The sequence below is a fragment of the Streptomyces hypolithicus genome (assembly GCF_052934925.1).
Map to the genome: position 1 here is coordinate 1,685,551 of NZ_CM128811.1, position 21,884 is coordinate 1,707,434.

The following is a 21,884-nucleotide window of genomic DNA, read 5'->3' on the forward strand; positions in this document are numbered from 1 at the left end:
GGCCCCAATCGTCAACCATGGTTGACATGAGAAGGGCTGACCACCGCAGACACCCGCACCCCCGCCCGCGCATGGATCCGCCCGCCCCCCACCCACGCCGCCCCGGTCACCCGCACCCGCCAGTCACGGGCGTGCGACGGCAGCGACAGCTCGGTGACGCCGCCCCGGGAAGCGGCGACGTACGACAAGCGATAGGTCCGCCCCACCGGGTCGTACGACTCCGAACGCACCCGCCCCGCCACCACCGAGGCATAAGGCGCCGCCGTCTGCCCCTTGTTCGTACGGAACTCCCCCGCCCCGTCGACCGCGCAGTAGCCACCGCCGTAGCACCACACATAGCCCGCCCAGCCGGAGCTGTAGCGGTTCATGGACGCCAGCGCCTCGCGGTAGAAACGGCCCATGTTCGGGAGCGAGTTGTTGAGCGGCCCCCACTCCCCCACGACCACCGGGACACGGTGCTTCCTCGGGTACGCCGTGACGGCCGCCTCGTAGGACTCGATCCAGCCCGCCGACGGGTCGTAGTCCGCTCCCGCCTCCATCGCCGTGTTGTAGAAGTGCGGGGCGTACACGACCTTCGGGTCCTTGATCTTCCCGAGTCCGGTCGGCACCCCCTCCCCCACGATCGGCGTAGGCTCGACGAACACCCAGTTGCCGCCGTCCACTGAACGCACCGCGTCCGCCAGCCGGTTGTGCATCGGCGTGATCTGGTCGCGCTCGATGCGCCGGGCGGCCGTAGGCAGGTCCTCGCCCTCCCTCAGTTCCCCCATCGGCTCATTGATCAGGTCGTACCCGAAAACGGCCGGATGGTCCCCGAAGCGGTCCGCGAGGACCCGCCACATCGCCGCCTGTGCACGCTGAAGATCCCGGTCCACGTACAGATGCGTGAAGGCCCGCTGCACGGCCGGCTGGAAGTATTCCGAGAACCAGTCGTCGGGGTTCGGTGTGAACGGCAGCCCGTCGGTACGCGTGGCCCACTCCGGGATGCCCCGGTGCCCGAACGCCGGGCCGAAGACGTCCTGGTGGGCGTCGATCAGCACCTGGATGTCGTACCGCTCCGCCCAGCCCAGAATCCGCTCGATCTTACGGAGGTACGTCGCGCTGTACTGCCCGCGCCGGGGCTCCAGGTCGTCCCAGAAGACCAGCAGCCGGGCGAAGTTGAACCCCTTGGCCCGCATGTCGCGGAAGTGCTTCTCGGTGATGGCGGACAGCGCCTTGTCGCCGCGGTTCGCCTTGTCCTCGACGCTCCAGCCGCGCAGCGTCAGGACCCGCCCGCGGTCGTCAGTGAGCCGCGGGATCCCGTCACCACCACCGCCTTGGGACTCACGCGTGCTCGCGGCCGGGGTCAGGACCCCGGCCGCGAGCACGACCGTAGAGACAACCGCACGCACCATCCGGACAGTTCGCACGGAGACCCACCCTCCAGCACCACTCGTCGTCGCGTGTCGGAGAGCACATCAGCACAACTGACGATCCATCAAGAGGGCGTCAGCACGATCTTCCCGAAGAGGTCGCCGCCTGCCATCCGTTCGAAGCCGTCACGGGCCCGGTCCAGCGGCATGACCTCGTCGATGACGGGCCGTACCCCCGCCGTCGCGCAGAAGGACAGCAGGTCCTCCAGCTCATCCCTGGAACCCATCGTCGAGCCGACGACCTTGAGCTCCAGGAAGAAGATCCGGTTCAGCTCGGTGGACGGCGGGTTGGGGCCGCTGGTCGCTCCTGAGATGACCAGTGTTCCGCCGGGCCGCAGCGACTTCACCGAGTGCGACCAGGTGGCGGCGCCGACGGTCTCGATCACGGCGTCCACCCGCTGCGGCAGCCGCGCGCCCGGCTCGAAGGCCTCCACCGCGCCCAGTTCGACGGCCCGCTTCCGCTTGGCCTCGTCACGGCTGGTGGCGTACACGCGCAGGCCGGCCGCCTTGCCGAGCACGATCGCGGCGGTCGCCACACCGCCGCCCGCGCCCTGGACGAGGACCGCGTCGCCGGGCCGCACACCGGCGTTGGTGAAGAGCATCCGGTACGCCGTGAGCCAGGCCGTCGGCAGGCACGCGGCCTCGGCGAAGGACAGCTCCTTCGGCTTCGGCAGCACGTTCCACACCGGGACGGTGACCTGCTCGGCGAAGGTGCCCTGGTACTTCTCCGTCAGGATCGAGCGCTTCTCGCGCGGCCCGACGCCGTGCCCGCTCTCGCCGATGACGGAGTGCACGACGACCTCGTTGCCCTCGGCGTCGATCCCGGCGGCATCGCAGCCGAGAATCATCGGCAGCGCCTCGTCGCGGATTCCGACACCGCGCAGCGACCAGAGGTCGTGATGGTTGAGGGAGGCGGCCTTGACGTTCACCGTCGTCCAGCCGGGACGTACCTCGGGCGCCGGGCGCTCGCCCAGCTCAAGGCCGTTGAGCGGCTGGTCACGGTCGATGCGGGCGGCGTAGGCAGCGAACATGACCATGACGATAGGGCGGGCGGGTGCCCGGCGGAACCACGCATTGGTGTGACACGCGTCCCGCTTGGAGCGCGGCGCACCCCACCAGAAACCGCACGGGCCGCGCCGCACTCCTCAGGAGCGCCGCACGGCCCGTACAGGTAAAGCGAGGAACCACCTATCGCCGCGCCACGCCCTCCGCGCGCGCGGCGGCGGCGACGGCCGCCGTCACCGCCGGCGCGACCCGCTCGTCGAACGGCGACGGGATCACGTAATCCGCGGCCAGCGCGTCCCCGACGACATCCGCCAGTGCGGTCGCCGCCGCGATCTTCATGCCCTCGGTGATACGGGAGGCCCGCACCTGGAGGGCTCCGGCGAAGATGCCCGGGAAGGCCAGCACGTTGTTGATCTGGTTCGGGTAGTCGCTGCGCCCGGTCGCGACGACCGCCGCGTACTTGTGCGCAACATCCGGGTGGACCTCGGGGTTCGGGTTGGCCATGGCGAAGACGAAGGCGCCGGGCGCCATCGAGGCGACCGCGGGCTCCGGGACCGTACCGCCCGAGACGCCGATGAAGACGTCGGCGCCCGCCAGCGCGCTCTCCAGGGAGCCGCTGAGCCCCGCCCTGTTCGTGATCTGCGCCAGCTCCCGCTTGACGTCCGTCAGGTCGTCGCGGTCCTGGCTGACCACACCCTTGCGGTCGGCGACGGCCACGTCACCGATGCCGGCCGCCAGCAGGAACTTCGCGATGGCGACCCCGGCCGCGCCCGCGCCGGAGATGACGGCGCGCAAGTCGTTGAGCGTACGGCCGGTGAGCCTGGCCGCGTTGCGCAGTGCGGCCAGGGTGACCACGGCCGTGCCGTGCTGGTCGTCGTGGAAGACCGGAATGTCCAGCGCTTCCTGGAGCCGGCGCTCGATCTCGAAGCAGCGCGGCGCGGAGATGTCCTCCAGGTTCACGCCGCCGAAGGACGGCGCGAGGCGCACGACGGTCTCGATGATCTCGTCCGTGTCGGTCGTCGCGAGCGCGATCGGCACCGCGTCGACGCCGCCGAACTGCTTGAACAGGATCGCCTTGCCCTCCATGACGGGGAGCGAGGCCTCCGGTCCGATGTCACCGAGGCCGAGGACGGCCGTACCGTCCGTCACGACGGCCACGACGTTGGCCTTCCAGGTGTAGTCGTTCACCAGGTCGGGCTGGTCCGCGATCGCGCTGCACACCTTGGCGACGCCCGGCGTGTACGCAAGAGACAGGTCGTCCTTGTCCCGCACCGGAACGGTCGCCTGGATGGCCATCTTGCCGCCACGGTGCAGGGCGAACGCCGGATCGAAGGGCTCCTCCGGAGCACTCTCCGTAGTACTGCTGTCGCTGCGAGGATTGACGATCTCCGCTGACATTTCTTTTTACCCCTTAAGTCTTCATCAGTTGAGGGTGGCCGCTCCTGGTTGAGGAGGGGTGGGCGGGCACCGCGTACGTTCCCTGCGCCGGACGGTTGGGCCGTCCCGGCAGAGAAGGAGGTACGTACGCGCGGACGCGCCGCACACGCGCCCTGAGCCCCGGATGAGGGGTGTAGGTGTCTTTACTACCGGACCGACGGCGTCTCCGACGAGCCAATACCGTCTACGTGACACGACTCATACGCGCATTTCTGGACAAGTCCGTTTGGCTGCATCGATCGCTCCCACATGGCGAGATGGACCGGAGATTTTCCGGCCGGAACGGCAGGTCCCAGCAGATGATCCGGTCTTGATGTACCGGCCTGCTGGGATTCGGGGGTGACCCGTTACCCGATTTTGACATGCCTGACCCCCTGAATGGGCTAGTCCGAATGGCAAGATGCCGTAATCACGCAAGGTCGCCACACTGGAAAGTGTGTACCCGACCGTTCGGCCACTCCCCCACCCCGCCGGAGGAACGAACCATGACCGCAAGCACCACCCGTCGTACGACCGCCAAGAAGTCCCGGATTGCCGCGGTCGGCGCGATCGCGGTCGCGGGCACCCTGCTGCTGACCGCCTGCGGCGACCAGACCAGCGGCGGCGGCACGAAGGAGGGCGGCGAGTCCTCGACGGCCGCGCTCGCCGGCAAGCTGCCGAAGAAGTACCAGGACGCAGGTGTGATCAAGGTCGGCACTGACGCCGCGTACGCCCCGATGGAGTTCGAGGAGGGCGGCAAGATCGTCGGCATCGACCCCGACATCGCCGCGGCCCTCGGCAAGGAGCTCGGCGTCAAGTTCGAGTTCACCAGCGGCACCTTCGACGGCCTGATCACGTCCCTGAACACCGGTCGCCAGGACATCGTCATGTCGGCCATGAGCGACACCAAGGCCCGCCAGGAGGGCCTGGACGACAAGGGCAAGAAGGCCGGCAAGGGCGTCGACTTCGTCGACTACTTCAACTCGGGCGTCTCGCTGCTGGTCAAGAAGGGCAACCCGGAGAACATCAAGTCCCTGGACGACCTGTGCGGCGAGAAGGTCGCTGTCCAGCGCGGCACGATCTACGAGGACACGTTCAAGGAACAGGCCAAGAAGTGCGGCAAGAAGAAGCTTGAGATCGCGCCGTTCGACACCGACGCCGAGGCCCAGACCCGCGTGAAGCTCGGTGCCGCAGTCGCCGACCTCAACGACTACCCGGTCGCCGCGCACATCGCGAAGACCGCGGGCGGCGGCAAGGACTTCGAGGTCGCGGGCGGCCAGACCGACGCAGGCCCCTTCGGCATCGCGGTGAACAAGGACAACACCGAGCTGCGTGACGCGATCAAGGAAGCCCTGGACGCGATCATCAAGAACGGCGAGTACGAGAAGGTCCTGGAGAAGTGGGACGTCAAGAACAGCGCCGTCACCGAGGCGACCATCAACGCCGGCAAGTAAGTCCCGGCGTCCTCGCCTCAAGCGTTTCACTGAAGGGCAGTCACAGTGACTGACAAGTTCGACAAGGCGCCCGCCGACGAGCCCCCCGAGGACTCGGCGGCCGCCAAGGTGGCAGCCAACAGCGCTCCCCCCGAGCAGATCAAGGCCATCCCGATCCGCCACTGGGGCCGCTGGGTCTCCGGCGTGATCGTGATCGCGGCGCTCGGCATGCTCGTCTACGCGTTCTCGCAGGGCAACGTCCGATGGGACACGGTCGGAGAGTTCATTTTCGACGACCGGATCCTGGCCGGAATGGGCCGCACGCTGCTGATCAGCGTGCTGTCGATGCTCATCGGCCTCGTACTGGGCGTCGTCTTCGCGGTCATGCGACTGTCGAAGAACCCTGTCACCGGCGCGGTGGCCTGGCTGTATATCTGGTTCTTCCGCGGTACCCCGGTGTTCGTGCAGCTGCTGCTGTGGTTCAACCTCGCCCTGATCTTCCCGATCCTGAACATCGGGTTCTACAAGGACGAGATGGTCGACGTCATGACCCCGTTCATGGTGGCCCTCCTGGGGCTCGGCCTGAACGAGGGTGCCTACATGGCCGAGATCGTCCGGGCCGGCATCCAGTCGGTCGACGAGGGACAGACCGAGGCTGCGCACGCCCTGGGCATGAAGAACACCAAGACCATGCGCCGCGTGGTCCTGCCGCAGGCGATGCGGGTGATCGTGCCGCCGACCGGCAACGAGTTCATCAACCTGCTCAAGACGTCGTCCCTGGTGGCGGTCGTGACATTCGTGGACCTGACGCGAGCCGCGCAGAACATCGGCTCCACCTCGTTCGCCGTCATGGAGATGCTGCTCGTGGCCTCCGTCTGGTACCTGGCCCTGACCAGCGTGTTCAGCGTCGGCCAGTACTACCTTGAGCGCCGTTACGCACGAGGTTCGCTGCGCCAGCTGGCGCCGACACCATGGCAGAAAGTCAAGGTCAACTTGATGTCTCTCAGCAGCCCCAGGGGAGGACAGTCCACATGACTCCCATGGTGAAAGCCGAGGGCGTACACAAGTCCTACGGCGCAGCCCACATCCTCAAGGGCATCGACCTCGAAGTCGCCCCGCGTGAGGTGTTCTGTCTGGTCGGCCCGTCCGGCTCCGGCAAGTCCACCTTCCTGCGGTGCATCAACCACCTGGAGCAGATCAACGCCGGCCGGCTCTCGGTTGACGGCCGCCTGGTGGGTTACCGCGAGAAGGGCGACAAGCTCTACGAGCTGAAGGACGGCGAGGTCGCGGCACACCGCCGGGACATCGGCATGGTCTTCCAGCGCTTCAACCTCTTCCCGCACATGACAGCGCTCGGCAATGTCATGGAAGCGCCGATTCAGGTCAAGGGCGAGACCAAGGCAGTCGCCAGGGAGCGCGCCGAGCGTCTGCTCGACCGCGTAGGCCTGGGTGACAAGGCCGGCAACTACCCGTCGCAGCTCTCCGGCGGCCAGCAGCAGCGCGTTGCGATCGCCCGTGCGCTCGCGATGGAGCCGAAGCTGATGCTCTTCGACGAGCCGACGTCGGCGCTCGACCCCGAGCTGGTGGGCGACGTACTCGATGTCATGCGCGGTCTCGCCGAGGACGGCATGACGATGATCGTCGTCACCCACGAGATGGGCTTCGCCCGCGAGGTCGGCGACGCGCTGGTCTTCATGGACGACGGCGTGGTGGTCGAGTCGGGCAGCCCGCGTGAGGTCCTGACCAACCCGCAGCACGACCGCACCAAGGCGTTCCTGTCCAAGGTGCTTTAGCAGGTACGTGCTCTAGCGGGAAGGTGCTCTTTGCCTTCTTGCAGGTACGTCAGAGGGCGGTACGGACTCCGAGTCGGGGTCCGTACCGCCCTCTTCGTATCTCCCGGCGGCAGCGGCTACTTCAGCGCCAGCACCACCGCGTCCGACGGCGAGCGCCACACCGTCCGCGCTTCCCCGAAGCCGCCGGCCTCGCGCAGCGTGCGCGCGTGCCACTCGGCCGACGGGGTCTCGCCGTCCGCGTGCTCGCCGTAGATCTCGTACCGCTCAGCGGTCGGCCCGGCGAGTACGGGGTCCTTGGCGGCCAGGGCCCACCAGTCGGTCCAGTCGAGAGCGCCCTGGGCCCTGGCGCGGTCCATGTGGGCGTGGCGGTGGACGCTTTCGGCGGCGTCGATGCGCGGGGTGGCTTCGTCCTTCATCCGGTCCGCGTTCATGAAAACGCCGTCCGGGCGCACCAGGCCGCCGAGCTGCCCGTACAGGGTGGTGAGTGCGTCGTTGCGCAGCCAGTGCCGGGCGGTGGAGGTGAGAACGGCGTCGTACGACGTGTGGGGCAGCGCGGCAGTCCACTGCGGGTCCTTCAGATCAGCCGTCACGAAGGTGACCCGCTCGTCCCCGTCGAAGTACCCGCGGGCGATGGCGAGCAGCGCCGGGTCGAGATCGACGCCGGTGCTGGTGGCCTCCGGGAACCGCTTCAGCAGCCGGTCCGTGATACTTCCCGTACCGCACGCCAGATCCAGCACCCTCGGCCGGGGGCCGACCAGGGCTTCGACCTCCCCCATAGCCTTAAGGGTGCCTTAAGGGCATGGGGGGACCCCCACCCAGCATCACCCGGAACCGCTCCTCGCGGTCCGGCATGTACCACTCCTGCTGCCGGTCCCAGCTCTCCTGCCAGTCCGCCCAATAGGACCCTGCCGCCGTCCCCGTCCCCACCATCGTCTTCGTCTCCGTCATCCTCACGAGCTCCGCACCGTTACGTAATACCCTGGAAGCGCGACCAGCTGTTACGCATACCCTAGACCGCCCCCGTAAGGACCACAAGTGGAACTGGCCTATTACTCGGACTACGCCGTGCGCCTGGTCAACACCGAGGAGCCGGCCCGCAACAAGGACTCGCTCACCTCTGTGGAGGCGGTCCGCGCCCTCTTCGGCGGTAACGCGTCGGCGGGCCGCCGCGCCACGGACGCGGACGTCACGCGCTTTCGTTCGGTACGGGCCCGCCTGCGCGCGATCTTCGAGGCGGCGGACCGGGGCGACCAGACGCTCGCCGTGGACCTGCTGAACTCGCTCCTGCTGGAGTTCCCGGTCAGTCCGCAGGTCTCCGGCCACGAGCTGCGCAAGGAGGACGGCCGCCCGGACTGGCACATGCACCTCGCCGACCACCCTTCGAACGCGACTGCCGGTTACGCCGCGATCGCCTCGATGGGGCTGGCGTTCCACCTCACGGAGCACGGCGCGGACCGCCTCGGCCTGTGCCAGGCGGCGCCGTGCCGCAACGCCTATCTGGACACCTCGACGAACCGCTCGCGCCGCTACTGCTCCGACCGCTGCGCGACCCGCGCCAACGTCGCCGCCTATCGTGCACGCAAGCGCCTGGAGACGGACCGGCCGGCCGTCACGGGGCGTACGGCGGACACCAGCCAGGACGCCACCACCCCAGGGGAGCGCTGACGCCCCGCCGTGATCGGCCGGTAGCGCGCGCGCACCCGCGCCAGCACCAGATCGGCCGGCACCACCCCGAAGGCCCGGCTGTCGACGACCTCGGCTCCGGAGTTGTCGCCGAGCACCCACCAGCCGCTGCCCCGTCGCTCGATCAGCCGCTTCACGATGAGCAGGTCCTGCTGCAACGGGTGACGCAGCACGGCCACATGCCCCGGCTTGAGCCCCGCCCCGTACTGCACCAGCAGCTGATCGCCGTGGCGCAGCGTCGGCACCATGGAAGGGCCCGTCACCTCGGCGAACCCGAACATCGCCGTGGTTTCCCGCCCCTGATCCACCATCCAGCACCTCCCGGTCCGATCCTCCACCAGCCCCATCGTCACCCTGGACTTTTGACCTAAGCCCACGGGGGCACCCGCCAATTCGCCTCTCTCACGGAGTAATGTCGCACCTGAGAAGACGATCACGAGGAAGGAAGCTCTTACATGCTCTCCCGACTGTTTGCCCCCAAGGTCAAGGTCAGCGCACACTGTGACCTGCCCTGCGGCGTGTACGACCCGGCTCAGGCCCGCATCGAGGCCGAGTCGGTCAAGGGCGTCCAGGAGAAGATGCAGGGCAACGACGACGCGCACTTCCAGGCTCGCGCCACGGTCATCAAGGAGGAGCGCGCGGAGCTCGCCAAGCACCACGTCTCGGTGCTCTGGAGCGACTACTTCAAGCCCCCGCACTTCGAGAAGTACCCCGAGCTGCACCAGCTCGTCAACGACACCCTCAAGTCCCTGAGCGCCGCCAAGGGCTCCAAGGACCCGGCGACCGGCCAGAAGGCGCTGGACTACATCGCCCAGATCGACAAGATCTTCTGGGAGACCAAGCAGGCTTGATCTCTGACTAGGCCGTCTGACCTGCGGTTTCGCTGGTCATGTCGCCTACCTGTCCGCACCCGGTCCGCAGGCCGCCGAGAACGGCGTCCATCACGGACCGGGTGCGGTCTTCTTCGCCCGGCCACATGTGCGCGTAGATCCGCAGCGTGATCACGGCGGACGCGTGCCCGAGGACCAGCTGCACCTGTTTGACGCTCGCCCCACCGCCGATGAGCGCGGAGGCGTAGAAGTGCCGCAGATCGTGGGTCACCAAGTGCGGCAGCTGGACGGGCTTGCGGCCCTCGCTCTCCGCCGTCTTGTTTTCCACCGCCTGGAGTGCCTTGCGGGGCGCAACCCTGACCCGGCCAGTACGACGATCGCGACGCGGATGTACGGCGGCATGGCGTCGGACATCGCCTCGACCTGCGCAATGGTGGGCGGCCGATCTCCTCGTCGGTCACCGGCGGGAGGGGGATCCGCTTGCAAGGGCTCGCGGCTATCACCTTGTCCCCTACGGCGGCCGCCGTGACCCGGACCAAGACCTCGTAGACGTTGCGCACGCTGCCGGGCCCGAGTTGCTCGGAGAGCCCCTTGAACAGGGCCTGGATGTGAGTCCGCCGCAGGGACACCATCGTGTACGGGCCAAGCGCGGGTATCAGGTGCACTCGTAGGGCGAGCACTGTCGGTGATCCGGGTGCCGGCCTCGCCGGCAATCTGCTCGGCCTCCCACTTCGTCGCGTACTTCTCGAAGGAGATCTTGCCGGCGCGCGGGTCGACGTACTGCCCCGTGACGACGCTGGCCGTGACCTCGTCGAGCCAGCGCTGGGCGTCGAGCTTGCGGTCGAAGTGGCGGGCGTGCTCCTTGCCGTCGAGGTCGCGGTAGCGAGCCCGCCACTTGCCGTTGGGGCGCTTCTGAACGTTGGCCAAGTCTGTTCTCCCTGTCGTCGGTCAGTGGTGGTAGCCGCCGTCTTCGATGTACTCGGTGAGGGCGCGGGCGTCGCGTTCTTCGCCCATGAGGCGGAGGCACTGCTGGTGGATGGCCCGCAAGCTGTCGGGGTGGGCCCGGATGTGCTCGGCCGTCGCGACGACGGCCTGGTGGAGACGGTCCTGGGCGTCGCGGGACTCGTAGAACGCCTCGACGGCCTCTTGGACCAGCCGTCGTCCGTCCACGTCAATGCCTTCGAGAGGCGGGGACATGAGCTCTTCGAGGGGCAGCTCGAGGTCGGCACCGCTGACCCCGGTCGATGCCCTCGCCACGCCTCGTGGCGAGGGCATCGACGCTTTTGGCCCCGGTTCGCGTCAGGCAGCTTCGGTTTCGCTCGGAGTAGCCGGTGCAGCAGTCCGCACAGCGAGCAACCGCCTGGCCCACGCTCGGGCCTCGGCCAGGTGATCAGCCTGGAGCCCGGCACGGGGGTCAGGTTGGATCAGGAGGGTCGCCACGCCGCGGGTGGTGCGCTCTGTGGCCCAGTCGTGGTCGAGGCTGGTGAAGTCGTCGTCGATCCAGATGGCTGGTGCTTCGCCGAGCCAGGTGTCGACGTGATCGCGCTTCCAGAGATAGCCGTTGGGGTGGCTGGTGGTGATCTGCGGGCGGGGCAGGTCCACGTACGGCCAGGTGGGGAGGTCGAGGAGGGGGCCGATGAGGGTGGTGGCGTCCTGCCTCCAGCTGGTGCACCAGACGGGGGTGACCAGGCCGGTACGGATCACCTCCATGAGCAGGCGGCCGTGGGCGGGGTCGAGCCAGACGGTGACCGGGTTGTCTGCGCTGCGGCCGGCGGGGACGACGTCGTGGCGAGCGTGTGTGGCCGGGGTGGTCCCGCCGGCCTCAGGGAAGGGTATGAGGACGCCGTCGACGTCGAGGAGCAGGTAGGGCAGGCGCATCGGTCCTCCAGAGTGAGCCGGGGCGAGGGCGGCTGTCAGAGCTTGCGGGCGCGGATCAGCAGGGTGGTGGGCCAGTGGCCCATGCGGGAGTCGTGGAACTCCTGGGCCGAGGTGAGCCAGAAGCCCGCGTTGCTGAGGTGCCTCTCCCAGCGATCCGTATCGAACTCCCAACGGGCGATGGGCAGTCGCGTGCGGTCGGGGAGAGTGACGAAGTCGCGGCGAGGCCGGTCGTCGCCGGAGGGGCTTCGGCCGCCGCGCTGCGGGTGGGGGACGGAGAAGGCGAGCATCCGACCGGGCTTGAGGTGCGCCGCGATGGCTGGCAGCAGGAGCTCTGGGGCGACGAGTCCGACAGCGCCGAAGACGGAGTAAATCGCGTCGAACTGCTCGTCGGAGGCTTGCAGGTAGTGCAGGGCGTGGCCGGCGACGAAGGTGAGGTTGTTCAGCCGTCCGTAGTGGGAGCGGGCTCGGCGGACCTGCAGACCGACCAGGTCGACGCCGGCGACGTGGGCGCCGTGGCGGGTGGCCAGGTGAGCGGCGTTGTGACCGGGGCCGCAGCCGAGCTCCACCACCCGCTTGCCGCGCGGGTCCGCGCCGAGAATCTCTGCACTGGGTCCTTGGCCGGGCCGGGTGGTCCACTCCATCCGCGCGGGTGCGGACAACGGTTCGGCGAGTCCGACGGCGGTGCGCTGGACGGCGTGGACGTGCCACGGGGAAGCCTGGGCGAGCACGTCAGATCTCCAGGAGGTGGAGGACGTCGGTGAGGTGGCGGCGGACGGCCTTGATGTAGGCGGGGTCGGTAGACGGGTCGTCGATCCAACGGATGGACTGCTCCATGAACCACTCGACCGCCCACATACGGTGCCAGCCAGGGCCCAGTTCTCGGCGGTGAGCCCGCCGCGCGGGGCGAGGGCGTCGGGGGTGCCGCCGGCGGTGACGTACTGCTCCAGGAAGACGCGCAGACGTACGGGGTGTGGGGCCTCGATGGTGCCGTGCCAGCTGGCGAGGTCGAGCAGGCCGGGGCCGGTGAAGGCGCGGGCGAAGTCGAGCAGCCGCCAGCCTCCCTGCTGTCCGATGTGGAGGCTGGTGGGGTGGAACTCGGAGTGCACCCAGCCGAAGGGCGCCTTCGTCGCTCCGGCCGAGCGGGCCTCGGCGGCCCGGGCGATCCGGTCGAGCGCGTCCTCAACGTCGTCCGTGTCCCGCCACCGCTCGGCCTTGCGAAGCCGTCCTCCTCGTCCAGGTCGAAGACGACGGAGGTGGCGGCGGGGAAGAACCAGCAGGGGCCGACGTTGGAGATGTGTCCGTCCAGCTCGACCTTGTTGAGCGCCATGAGCGTGGCCGCCTCGCGGAGCATCCTCAAGTGCTCGGCGGTGATCTGCGGGAGGCCGAGGCCGGCCAGGTGCTTGTCGCGGAACAGGTAGGCGTACACCTCGTACGCGGTGGTCAGCACGCGGGCCGCGTCCGAAGTGGACTCGCTGTGCTGCTTGATGAAGTCGAGCGCGAGCTGCTCGACCGCGCTCTCGGTCGTCTCGTCCACGTCCAGGAGCTGGGCCTTGACCAGCTCCCAGTCGGCAACGAGCCACGTGTTCGACTCGAAGCGGAAGAAGTACTCGGCCGGGTCGATCGTGATGCGCCGGCCGTCGACCTGGATGCCGGGCAGGCGGCTCCAGCGCGGGTCGAACGCCTCGGGCAGTTCGACCGTGATGGCCGTGGTGTCGATGGTGGTCACCGTGTCTCCGTCTCTGTTCGGCCGGGTCCGGGCATAGAAATGCCCGAACCCGGTTTGGGTGTACGGAACTTCGGGGTGCCGCCCGGACCAAGGGGGAGCCTGGTTCACGTTTGCGCCGTTCCGGGCGGCTGCTGATAAGTGAACCGGTGGTCACGCTCGGTGGGTACGGTGGAGGGCAGTTGAAGCGGTATACGCGGTTTACAGCTCCGGAGGCGATCGTGGCGGCGCAGAGAGAAGCCAACTCCCGCCTGCGTGATGTCATCGACGCGGTCGGCTGCACCTATGAGGCTCTCGCCAGGGACGTGGGGCGCATCGCCGCCGAGAACGGCGAGATCCTCCAGACCAACAAGTCGGCCATCTCCCACTGGGTGAACGGCACCCGCGCCCCTTCGGGCCGGGTAGGTCAGTACCTGTCCGAGGCCCTGTCCCGCCGAGCGGGACGCACGGTCACCCAGACCGAGATCGGCCTCCGCGCAGCCGACGCCGAAGAGCCGACGGAATCCGATCCCGTTCTCGCCGTCACCGACCTCGGACGCGCCGACGTCGAGCGCCGCCGCTTCCTCGCCATCGCGGTCTTCACCACGGCCGGCGTCGCGATGCCGCTCGGCTACGACCACGAGGCCACCGCCCGCATGCTCCGTGCCCGCACCGGCGCATCCATGATCGGCGTAGAGGACGTGAACGTCGTACGACAGATCACCACGGCCTTCAGCGCCGCAGACGAGCGCCTCGGCGGCGGCCACGGCCTGACCACGGTCACCGCCTACCTCGCCGACGCAGCCGCACCCATGCTCCGCGCCCGCTTCCCTACCGAACCCTTACGCCGGGCAGCCTTCGGAGCCGTAGCCGAACTCGCCTACCTCGCAGGCTGGAAGCACCACGACCTGGGTCAGGAGGGAGCCGCCCAGCGCTACTACCAGGTCGGCTACCAACTCGCCTGCGAAGCCGACCCTCACGGCCACGCCGCCTGGATGATGCGGGCCCTTGCCCACCAGGCCCTCAGCCTCAAGCAGCCCCACCACTGCATCGATCTCGCCGAAGCCGCCCTCGCCCGAGGCGCCGACCACATAGACGGCCAGACCGAAGCCCTTCTCCACATCACCCACGCCCGCGCCTACGCCGCCGTTAACGAGCACCCCTTGGCCGCACGTGCCCTACTCGCCGCCGAAGACGCGCTCCTACGTGACGACGCCCCCCAACCCAGCTACTCCCGCGTCAGCGGCCCCGCCGCCGGCACCGTGGCGAGCCACACCGCTCGCACTCTGACCGATCTCGCCGATCACGTCGGCACCGAGCAGCAGCATCGCGACGCCCTCACCCGCTGGGACCCGAAGAAGTACAAGCGCGTCCACGCCCTTACCCACGCCGACCTCGGCGACAGCCTCGCCGCGCAGGCCCGCGCCGACGAGGCCGTCGCCGCATGGGCACAGGCGCTGGTCCTCATGGAGGGCATGACCTCCGACCGCACCCGCAAGGCGATCACCTCAATCCGCTCCACCCTCGCGGTCTACCAGCGGCGCAAAGTGCCCGGCGCCGCGGATCTCGCCCGGCGCGCGCGAAACCCTCGCCTAACATGCCCGACAACCAGTCCGACGAAGGGACCCGCGTGACCCAGCAGTCCGACGACCAGCCGAAGGCCCTCAAGCCGGCGCTCGATTCGATGACCCTGCTGGTCGCCGCAGTCATCGTCCATGACAAGGTCACCAACCGCGTCGTCCTCCTCCAGCGCAGCGAGAACGCCAAGTTCGCCCAGGGCATGTGGGACCTGCCGGTCGGCAAGAGTGAGCCCGGCGAGCCCATCACCGAGACCGCGGTCCGCGAGCTCTACGAAGAGACCGGCCTCACGGTAAAGCCCGAGTCCCTCAAGGTCGCCCACATCATCCACGGCGCCTGGGGCGTCGAAGCCCCCAATGGCTTCCTCACCGTCGTCTTCGCCACCCACGAATGGGCCGGCAAACCCGAGAACCGCGAACCCCGCAAGCACGCCCAGGTCCGCTGGGTTGACGCCGATGCCATTCCCGAGGAGTTCGTGGAGACCACCTCAAGCGCCCTCCACCGGTACCTCGCGGAAGGCCCGGAGATCTCCCTCGACGGCTGGCAATAGAGGCACCGATCGCGTCCCAATCGATTACCCAGGCAGGCCCTTCGCGATTCGCGCTCGGAGCGGAGCGGAGCGCTCCAAGTTAGTGAATCCCGAGGGTGCGTCAGTGCAGGCAGTTGATTCGGTCCCCGACCTCACTCAAGTGTTGCATGATCCTCTCACTCACACACCATCTCTCATTCGATTCACCCAACCAGGCATCAGGGGAAGGCTTGACAAAGCGAGTTCGACGACAGCACACCGTCTCCAAGTTCTACTTGAACGGCTTCGCAGATGACGCGGGACGAATTCGCCGAATCTCCCTTCCCGGCGCGCCCTCGCCCGTTCTTTCGACCGGCGACGCGAGCGTCATCAAAGATTTCTACACGGTGACGCTTCCCGATGGCTCCCTGTCGGACTTCTTCGAGAAAGCCTTCAGTAAGATCGAAGGCTCTGCCGCTGAGGCACTGAAGCTCGTCCTGTCCGGGACCTGGCCGATCCAAGGCGAACATCGAGAATCTTTCGCCACGTGGGTTGCCCTACAGCACCTAAGGGCGGAGCAGGTACGGCATAATCAGAGCAACCATAACGCCGAAATGATCCGACTCCTCGTCGGAGTCTCCGGGAAAGAGGCGCTGCGCTCACGTATTCAGGACGCCGACGCACGGGTCGTATCCGATGAGGAGCTGGACACTGAGTGGCGTGACCTAACTAAACCGGGTGGGCCGGATATGGCCGCCGATACCAACGACCACATCCGGCTAATGATGAACCTCCTGCCCAGCACCTCTGCATACCTCAAGGACTGCCAGTGGACGCTGTACAAATTCACCCGTCGCTCCATCATCACATCCGACCACCCGGTCTCACTTGCCGTCGCTTCTGATTATCCTGCATGGCAGGGAGTAGGTATTTTCACGGCCGACCTATTCTTGGTTCCGCTCAGCCGTCGCCACGCCCTCACGATTCAACCGAAAAACGTCCGAGAGGGAATTAATATCCCTGACTTCACCGTTTCGGGATCGACGAAGATCGCACGAAGTGTCAACCAGGAAACAGCCATGGGAGCCCGAAAACACATATACCAGCATCCTGAGGACTCGCCGCTGCAAGGAATTTATCTTCCCCAGCCTGCGACACGTGACCTTCCTTCGATGTCCAACGCTGACGGACTCATTCGTGAAGAGGGCCTCTTCACAAATATTCCGGAAGCGAGTCTGCGAGCCATGTCGGGGGCGGCCCCTCCAGGAGAGCGGGGAAATGGAATGACCATCGACGACCTGCCTTGGCCGATCCCGGGACGCCGCCAACCAGCTGTTGACCGGTGAGACCATCGAACGCCAGAGGATGGGATTCCCCCGGTCGCTCGCGGTCCCACGCCAGTCCGCACACAGTCCGCAGGACACCCGATCACGACCATCGCGCCCCATCGCCAGCAATCAGTAAAAGGCCAGGTCAGCGCCCCGCAGAGAAGATCTCCGCAGGTCACCGACCCGGCCCATTACTAGGGAGACCAAGCAGGCCTGACCGCCTGCACTGCGGTTGTCGTCCCCGCAGACGTTCCCGCCTGTCCGCACCCGGCCCGTTCGGACTGCCTCCGCGCAGTCCGTGACGGGCCGGGTGCGGTCGTCTGTGAACCACGGCTGTCCCCGCCGTCCCGGCCGTCCCGCTGTCCCCGCTGTCCCCGCTGTCCCGGCTGTCACTGGATCCGTCACTCAAACAGCACGCACAGGAGGTGGGGCGCGGCCAGGGGGCACCTAACGGGAAGCGGGAGACCACGCGGCGGGGGAGGAGGGCGGCAGGCCATGCAACCCGAGTACGCCGACGCGCTGCTGCACGCGCTGTTCACCGAGCCCCCGATCGGCCTGCACGTCCTCGACCCACGACTGCGCATCCTGCGGTTCAACTCCGCCGCGCCCGGCGCGCAGGGGCTCAGCCCGCGGGACGCTCTGGGCCGTACCTGGCGGGACCTGGGGTTCGTGGCCCCAGATGTGGAGCGCCGCATCTGCACCAGGCCGAGGAGGACGACGAGGGCGGTCGGGGGCTCTTCCTGGTGGCCCAGTTCGCCGAGGACTGGGGCACCCGGCGCACCGGGCAGGGCAAGACCATCTGAACGGAGCAGACGCTCGGCTGACAGGCGCGGTGCCAACTGCGCCCCGCCGTCGCGGCGCCGCGCCGCTGTCTCAGGAGGTGAGTTCCTGCTCCAGCCAAGTCTTGCCGCGGGTGCGAGGGGTGAGGCGTACGCCGGTGAGCAGCGGGGCCATGCGTTCGGCCTCGACCCGTACCGCCGCCTCCGCGTCGGGGCCCACGTCCTCCAGGAAGCGGCAGACGATCTCCCCGGCGGAGTCCTGCGCCCAGCCACCGACGATCCGGCCGTCCCACCACACGGAGGGCCCGATGTTGCCGACGTTGTCGAAGAGACGGGAGGCGTGCGCGCCGAGGTACCAGTTACGCTCGTGCCAGCCCATCGGGGTCGAGTCGAGGGCGGGCAGCAGAGCGGCCCACGGCTCGGGGGCGGGCGTCGGTTCGAGATCGTCCGGGAGCAGGAAGCCGGTCGACGAGACTGACGACGCACCCTCCCCGGCCTCTGCGCCCTCTGCGACCTCCAGATCGACTTCGACGGCGCGCAGTTCGGCCAGGACGCGCTTGACCTGGGTCTTGGTCCACCCCGTCCACCAGCGCAGGTCGTCGGCGGTGCCGGGACCGAACGTGCGCAGCCAGCGCCGGGCCAGCTCGGTCTCCGCCTCGCGGGTGTCGAGATCGGCCAGGCCGTCCGGGCACCACCGGGTCAGCGGTGACCAGCGGTACTGGTGGGACGTCCACGATCCGCGCGGCCTGCCCCGTACCGCCAGACCCTCGGCGGCGAGCAGAAGCAGCAGCCGGCTGGCCACCTTCTGACGGCCTTCGTGCTTCTTGCCCCGGGACAGGACCAGCTCGGTACCCAACCGGGGGTCGGACGCCGCCAGTTCCGCGGCCGTCAGTTCGCCGCCGGCCTCCAGGGCCTCGATCGCGGCCTGTTCGGCTCCCGCGAGCCACTCGGTGGCTGCGGCACCCGTGGCGACCTCTGCCTCGGCCAGGAAGTCCAACAGCTTGCGGCGTTCTCGTACCGCCACCGCCCGTGAGCAGACCGCCTGGATGACCGGCGCCACGTCCAGGGACGTCACGAACACGGTGCGGCGCATGCCGAGCAGCCGCAGCAGCGAGCGGTCGTCGTACAGCGCGCGTTCGACGTCACCGACGGTGCCCGACTTCATCCGCAGCAGAGCGCCGAGATGGACGGACGACGGATCGGTCCCGTGCAGGGCCACCAGGTCGCGGGCGACCACCACCGGATCGTCGGCCCTGGCCTCCACCGCCAGCCGGTGGCGCATGGCCAGGCGTGCTCTGCGTTCGGCCGTCGTCACCGGCATGCGCGTCCCCATGGGCAGGGACCTTACACCGACCGGCAATTGGGGTGCGGCGTCGCGGTGTTGGGCCACGCACCTCGCCGCGTTGTCGTCAATCAGTTTGACTCCGCCATGCCTCAATCCTCCGCCTTGCGATGCACGCACCCCCACACCGCTCCTTCACCCACCTCCCAATTGCCGGTCGGTGTTAGCGGAGCAAGTGGGCGTAGCTGTGCGGATTCTCGTTCAGGAATTCGGCGAAGGTGGTCGCCGGGCGGCCGGTGAGGCGGGGCACGGCGTCGGAGACGGTGGCCAGTTCACCGTTCGCCATGGCCGCGTACGACGTCACCCAGCCCTCGACCTCCCACGGCTCGGCCCCGTACTCCGCACGTGAGGCGTACGCCTCCTCGCGTGTCTCGGGCAGGTACACGACGCCGCGCCCCGCGGCCCGGCCCAGCTCGTGCGCGATCTCGGCGAGCGAGAGGGCCCGGGGTCCGGTGAGGTCGTACGTGGCGCCGGCGTGGACGGCGTGGTCCTCGGTGAGGAGTACGGCGGCTGCCGCGTCCGCGATGTCCTCGTGCGCTACGGCCGAGACACGCCCTTCCCCGGCCGGGCCGCGGATCAGACCGTCCTTGCCGGTCATGGCGGGGAAGGCTGCCTGGTAGAAGCTGTCGCGCAGGAAGGTGTGGGCCACGCCGGTGGAGCGGATGTGCTGCTCGGTGTGCCAGTGGTCGCGGCCGAAGGTGAACGTCGCGTCGGGGGATGCGCCGAGGAACGACACGTACACGATCCGCTGAATGCCGGCCTCGACGGCCGCGTCCACGGCGGTCCTGTGCTCGTGTACCCGGTCGGCGCTCTCGTGCGCGGAGACCAGGAAGAGCGTCCCGGCACCGTCCAGCGCGGCGCGCATCGCGTCGACGTCGCCGTACGCGGCGGGCGGCGCCTTGACCGCGCCGGGGAGGTCGGGCAGCCGGGCGGCGCTGCGGCCGATCAGCCGCTGGGCGACACCGGCGCCGGCGAGCAGCCGTGCGACACGGCCGCCGATCTGTCCGCTCGCTCCGGTGACGGCGAAGGCGGGGGCTGGGGACATGGGGTTCCTTCTCTGGTGCTCGGGTGCGCGGGTGCCCGGGCTGCTCGGGTGCGCGGGTGCCCGGGCTGCTCGGGTGCGCGGGTCGGGCTGCTCTGGTGCTCGGCGCTCGGGGGTCTCGGGTGTTCGGGTGTTTTGGCGTGGGCAGGGGCGGACGTTTTCAGCGTCAAGCGGGCGCGGACCTGCCGCATTCCTCTGTACGCCCATCCGGGCACGCCGTCACGCCACCGCGCACCCCGCCGGCAGGGCACTCTCGTTGCGCAGGAGCCACTGCCGGTATCCGGACGCGCGCATCGCCGCCTCGCGGTACGCCGCCTCCAGGTCTGCGTACACCCCGTCCACCTCGTCGAACCCCGGCCGCCACACGAGCAGCAGCCGTACGGCGAGCGGGTCGCCGCTCAAGGGGCGGATCGCCATGTCGTCGCGCGGGCCCGAGGTCGGCTGGCACGGTGCGACGGCCTCCCCGATCACGATCAGGGACATCGCGGTGTGGTAGTCCCCGCACAGAACGGGCGGATCGAGGCCCGCCGCGGCGAACAGGCGCCGTACACCGTCCCATTCGCCGTCCACCGTCGGGTCGATCATCCACCGGTCGCCGGCCAGGTCCGCCAGCTCCACCACCGGCCTGGCAGCGGCCGGGTGGTCCCGTGACATCGCGATGAACTGGGGCTCCCGCTCCACCAGCACCCGCCGGTGCAGGCCCTCCGGCACACGCAGCGGGGAGCCCTCCACCTCGTGCACGAACGCGACATCGAGCTGCCCTGCGGCGAGCATCCGCAGCAGCGCGGCGGCCGACACGTCGACGTGCAGCGAGGTGTCGGTCTCCGGCAGCCTGGTACGGAGCCTGCGCAGCCACCCCCCGATGACGCGGCTCGCGGTGGCGCCGATGCGCAGCTGAGAGCCGTCCCCGGTACGTGCTGCCGCCGCCCGGGTGTCGGCGACCAGCGCGTTCATCTGCTCGATCAGCGGACGCGCCCTGCTCAGCACCGCGTGCCCCAGCGGGGTGGGCCGGCAGCCGGTGCGGCCGCGGGAGAAGAGTTCCGCGCCCAGCGAGTGCTCGATGCGGCGCAGTTGCGTGGTCAGGGAGGGCTGGCTCATCCCGAGCGTGCGTGCCGCCTTGTGCAGGCTGCCGGCGTCGGCGATGGCGCACAGGGCGCGAAGGTGCCTGACCTCAAGCTCCATGTGCCGACCATAGGACGGCCCCTTGCGCCACACCAGACGCCGTAAGCGCGGGAATCCCCCCTGTTTCCGGAGCAGTCGGACGTTGGACACCGGACGGTCCTCACCGGGGTGATGCGCTCGTGCTATCGCCCTTTGGCATCATCCGCTCGGGGCTCGCGAGCCCGACACTCTCCCCTACCGACCTGTTTGACATGGACCGGACGAGTAGGAGCCCCCCACATGAGACACACCCGCAGCATGCTCACCGCCGCTCTCGGCCTCGGCCTCGCGGCCGCGACCCTCGGTGCCACCCCGGCGACGGCGGCCCCCCACGACGCCGCCGCAGACGCACCAAGGGCCGGAGTGCAGCTCAGGTACGCCTCCCCCGACGCGTACGAGGCGTCCAAGGAGAACGCGGCAGCCAACAAGGCGTTCTTCCAGGCCGTGCAGAAGTCGGTCGCGGAGAAGCGAGCGGCGAATCCCGGGGCCGCGGCCGTCACCGTCGTCTACTCGGCGGCGAACGCGCCCAGTTTCCGGACCCAGATAGCCCGCAGCACGCAGATCTGGAACAGCTCCGTCATCAACGTGAGACTCCAGGAGGGCTCGAACCCGGACTTCACCTACCACGAGGGCAACGACTCCCGTGGTTCGTACGCCAGCACCAACGGCCACGGAAGGGGCTTCATCTTCCTCGACTACGCACAGAACCAGCGCTACAACTCGACGCGCGTCACCGCCCACGAGACCGGTCACGTGCTCGGTCTGCCGGACCACTACTCGGGCCCGTGCAGCGAGCTGATGTCCGGCGGCGGCCCCGGCACCTCGTGCCAGAACGCCAACCCGGACCAGCGTGAGCGCAGCCGCGTGAACCAGCTCTGGCAGAACGGCTTCGTCCCCGCGTCCTGACGCGGGAGAGCCCCGCTCGCACCCGAGTGGGCGCCGGGCGGGCTCGCAGTGAGCCCTGCGAACCCGCCCGGCGCACGTCCTTGCCCCGTCC

At 68.8% G+C, this 21,884-nt stretch carries 19 protein-coding genes and 6 pseudogenes; 11 read left to right on the forward strand and 14 right to left on the reverse strand.

Translation table 11 applies throughout. The features are described 5' to 3' along the window. Nucleotides 1-11: 11 nt before the first annotated feature. The 3 genes from ACU6WZ_RS07690 to ACU6WZ_RS07700 all read right to left on the reverse strand — a co-directional run bounded on the left by ACU6WZ_RS07690 (nt 12) and on the right by ACU6WZ_RS07700 (nt 3,812). Entirely contained in the window at nt 12-1,391 is a 1,380-nt protein-coding gene (locus ACU6WZ_RS07690) for a cellulase family glycosylhydrolase (protein WP_447033916.1), read from the reverse strand. A gap of 83 nt (nt 1,392-1,474) precedes the next feature. Beyond that, a complete protein-coding gene (locus ACU6WZ_RS07695; RefSeq protein WP_447032372.1) occupies nt 1,475-2,440 on the reverse strand; it encodes a zinc-binding dehydrogenase in 966 nt (321 codons plus the stop codon). A 157-nt stretch (nt 2,441-2,597) separates the two neighbouring features. Continuing rightward, entirely contained in the window at nt 2,598-3,812 is a 1,215-nt protein-coding gene (locus tag ACU6WZ_RS07700; RefSeq protein ID WP_447032373.1) for an NAD(P)-dependent malic enzyme, read from the reverse strand. Nucleotides 3,813-4,336: 524 nt separating this feature from the next. On the opposite strand from ACU6WZ_RS07700, the gene ACU6WZ_RS07705 reads away from it, so the two are divergent. From ACU6WZ_RS07705 to ACU6WZ_RS07715, 3 genes are read left to right on the forward strand one after another with little or no spacing between them, the layout of a single operon-like run. Next, nucleotides 4,337-5,284: an ABC transporter substrate-binding protein gene (locus ACU6WZ_RS07705; protein WP_447032374.1), complete on the forward strand. Its 948-nt coding sequence runs from the start codon at nt 4,337-4,339 to the stop codon at nt 5,282-5,284. Nucleotides 5,285-5,329: 45 nt separating this feature from the next. Beyond that, nucleotides 5,330-6,298 (forward strand): amino acid ABC transporter permease, encoded by a 969-nt coding sequence (locus ACU6WZ_RS07710; protein ID WP_447032375.1) that lies wholly within the window; start codon nt 5,330-5,332, stop codon nt 6,296-6,298. Continuing rightward, nucleotides 6,295-7,056, forward strand: a complete 762-nt coding sequence (locus tag ACU6WZ_RS07715) for an amino acid ABC transporter ATP-binding protein (RefSeq protein ID WP_447032376.1) — start codon at nt 6,295-6,297, stop codon at nt 7,054-7,056. Before ACU6WZ_RS07710 ends, ACU6WZ_RS07715 begins: the two co-directional genes overlap by 4 nt. 116 nt (nt 7,057-7,172) lie before the next feature. Here the strand turns inward: ACU6WZ_RS07715 and ACU6WZ_RS07720 are convergent. After that, a pseudogene (locus ACU6WZ_RS07720) lies at nt 7,173-7,986 on the reverse strand (class I SAM-dependent methyltransferase). A 105-nt stretch (nt 7,987-8,091) separates the two neighbouring features. Here ACU6WZ_RS07720 and ACU6WZ_RS07725 point away from each other — a divergent pair. Next, nucleotides 8,092-8,721: a CGNR zinc finger domain-containing protein gene (locus ACU6WZ_RS07725; protein WP_447032377.1), complete on the forward strand. Its 630-nt coding sequence runs from the start codon at nt 8,092-8,094 to the stop codon at nt 8,719-8,721. On the opposite strand, the gene sodX is transcribed toward ACU6WZ_RS07725, so the two are convergent. Beyond that, nucleotides 8,625-9,050 carry a nickel-type superoxide dismutase maturation protease gene (gene sodX / locus ACU6WZ_RS07730; RefSeq protein WP_447032378.1) on the reverse strand — a complete coding sequence of 142 codons (426 nt, stop codon included), beginning with the start codon at nt 9,048-9,050 and terminating at the stop codon, nt 8,625-8,627. The two genes, ACU6WZ_RS07725 and sodX, sit on opposite strands and share 97 nt — an antisense overlap. A gap of 144 nt (nt 9,051-9,194) precedes the next feature. Here sodX and sodN point away from each other — a divergent pair, with 144 nt between their 5' ends. Beyond that, nucleotides 9,195-9,590, forward strand: coding sequence for a superoxide dismutase, Ni (gene sodN / locus ACU6WZ_RS07735; protein WP_447032379.1), 396 nt, complete (start codon nt 9,195-9,197; stop codon nt 9,588-9,590). A 7-nt stretch (nt 9,591-9,597) separates the two neighbouring features. Here the strand turns inward: sodN and ACU6WZ_RS07740 are convergent. The 6 genes and pseudogenes from ACU6WZ_RS07740 to ACU6WZ_RS07765 all read right to left on the reverse strand — a co-directional run. Then, a pseudogene (locus ACU6WZ_RS07740) lies at nt 9,598-10,496 on the reverse strand (tyrosine-type recombinase/integrase). A 21-nt stretch (nt 10,497-10,517) separates the two neighbouring features. After that, nucleotides 10,518-10,787: pseudogene (locus ACU6WZ_RS07745) on the reverse strand (XRE family transcriptional regulator); the annotation flags it as partial. 81 nt (nt 10,788-10,868) lie between these two features. Next, entirely contained in the window at nt 10,869-11,447 is a 579-nt protein-coding gene (locus ACU6WZ_RS07750) for an HAD domain-containing protein (RefSeq protein WP_447032380.1), read from the reverse strand. Nucleotides 11,448-11,482: 35 nt separating this feature from the next. Then, nucleotides 11,483-12,175, reverse strand: coding sequence for a class I SAM-dependent methyltransferase (locus ACU6WZ_RS07755; protein ID WP_447033918.1), 693 nt, complete (start codon nt 12,173-12,175; stop codon nt 11,483-11,485). 1 nt (nt 12,176) lies between these two features. After that, nucleotides 12,177-12,727 (reverse strand): annotated as a pseudogene (locus ACU6WZ_RS07760) (aminoglycoside phosphotransferase family protein); the annotation flags it as partial. Then, a pseudogene (locus tag ACU6WZ_RS07765) lies at nt 12,667-13,095 on the reverse strand (hypothetical protein); the annotation flags it as partial. The pseudogenes ACU6WZ_RS07765 and ACU6WZ_RS07760, both read right to left, overlap by 61 nt. Between ACU6WZ_RS07765 and ACU6WZ_RS07770 the strand changes: the two are divergent. From ACU6WZ_RS07770 to ACU6WZ_RS07790, 5 genes and pseudogenes are all read left to right on the forward strand, one after another. Beyond that, nucleotides 12,998-13,210 carry a hypothetical protein gene (locus tag ACU6WZ_RS07770; protein ID WP_447034345.1) on the forward strand — a complete coding sequence of 71 codons (213 nt, stop codon included), beginning with the start codon at nt 12,998-13,000 and terminating at the stop codon, nt 13,208-13,210. The pseudogene ACU6WZ_RS07765 and the gene ACU6WZ_RS07770 sit on opposite strands and share 98 nt — an antisense overlap. A gap of 181 nt (nt 13,211-13,391) precedes the next feature. Next, on the forward strand, nt 13,392-14,783 hold the full coding sequence (locus ACU6WZ_RS07775) for an NsdA family TPR-like regulatory protein (RefSeq protein WP_447032381.1): 1,392 nt from the start codon (nt 13,392-13,394) through the stop codon (nt 14,781-14,783). Then, nucleotides 14,747-15,277: an NUDIX domain-containing protein gene (locus tag ACU6WZ_RS07780; RefSeq protein WP_447032382.1), complete on the forward strand. Its 531-nt coding sequence runs from the start codon at nt 14,747-14,749 to the stop codon at nt 15,275-15,277. Before ACU6WZ_RS07775 ends, ACU6WZ_RS07780 begins: the two co-directional genes overlap by 37 nt. A 146-nt stretch (nt 15,278-15,423) precedes the next feature. Further along, nucleotides 15,424-16,581 (forward strand): DUF4238 domain-containing protein, encoded by a 1,158-nt coding sequence (locus ACU6WZ_RS07785; protein ID WP_447032383.1) that lies wholly within the window; start codon nt 15,424-15,426, stop codon nt 16,579-16,581. A 668-nt stretch (nt 16,582-17,249) separates the two neighbouring features. Continuing rightward, a pseudogene (locus ACU6WZ_RS07790) lies at nt 17,250-17,366 on the forward strand (ATP-binding protein); the annotation flags it as partial. 70 nt (nt 17,367-17,436) lie between these two features. Here ACU6WZ_RS07790 and ACU6WZ_RS07795 read toward each other — a convergent pair. The 3 genes from ACU6WZ_RS07795 to ACU6WZ_RS07805 all read right to left on the reverse strand — a co-directional run bounded on the left by ACU6WZ_RS07795 (nt 17,437) and on the right by ACU6WZ_RS07805 (nt 20,908). Continuing rightward, nucleotides 17,437-18,675, reverse strand: a complete 1,239-nt coding sequence (locus tag ACU6WZ_RS07795; RefSeq protein WP_447032384.1) for a winged helix DNA-binding domain-containing protein — start codon at nt 18,673-18,675, stop codon at nt 17,437-17,439. 172 nt (nt 18,676-18,847) lie between these two features. Beyond that, nucleotides 18,848-19,729 (reverse strand): SDR family oxidoreductase, encoded by an 882-nt coding sequence (locus ACU6WZ_RS07800; protein WP_447032385.1) that lies wholly within the window; start codon nt 19,727-19,729, stop codon nt 18,848-18,850. A gap of 216 nt (nt 19,730-19,945) precedes the next feature. Continuing rightward, on the reverse strand, nt 19,946-20,908 hold the full coding sequence (locus ACU6WZ_RS07805; RefSeq protein WP_447032386.1) for a LysR family transcriptional regulator: 963 nt from the start codon (nt 20,906-20,908) through the stop codon (nt 19,946-19,948). A 219-nt stretch (nt 20,909-21,127) separates the two neighbouring features. Between ACU6WZ_RS07805 and snpA the strand changes: the two genes are divergently transcribed. Beyond that, nucleotides 21,128-21,793 (forward strand): snapalysin, encoded by a 666-nt coding sequence (gene snpA, locus ACU6WZ_RS07810; protein ID WP_447032387.1) that lies wholly within the window; start codon nt 21,128-21,130, stop codon nt 21,791-21,793. The last annotated feature ends 91 nt before the right edge of the window (nt 21,794-21,884 follow it).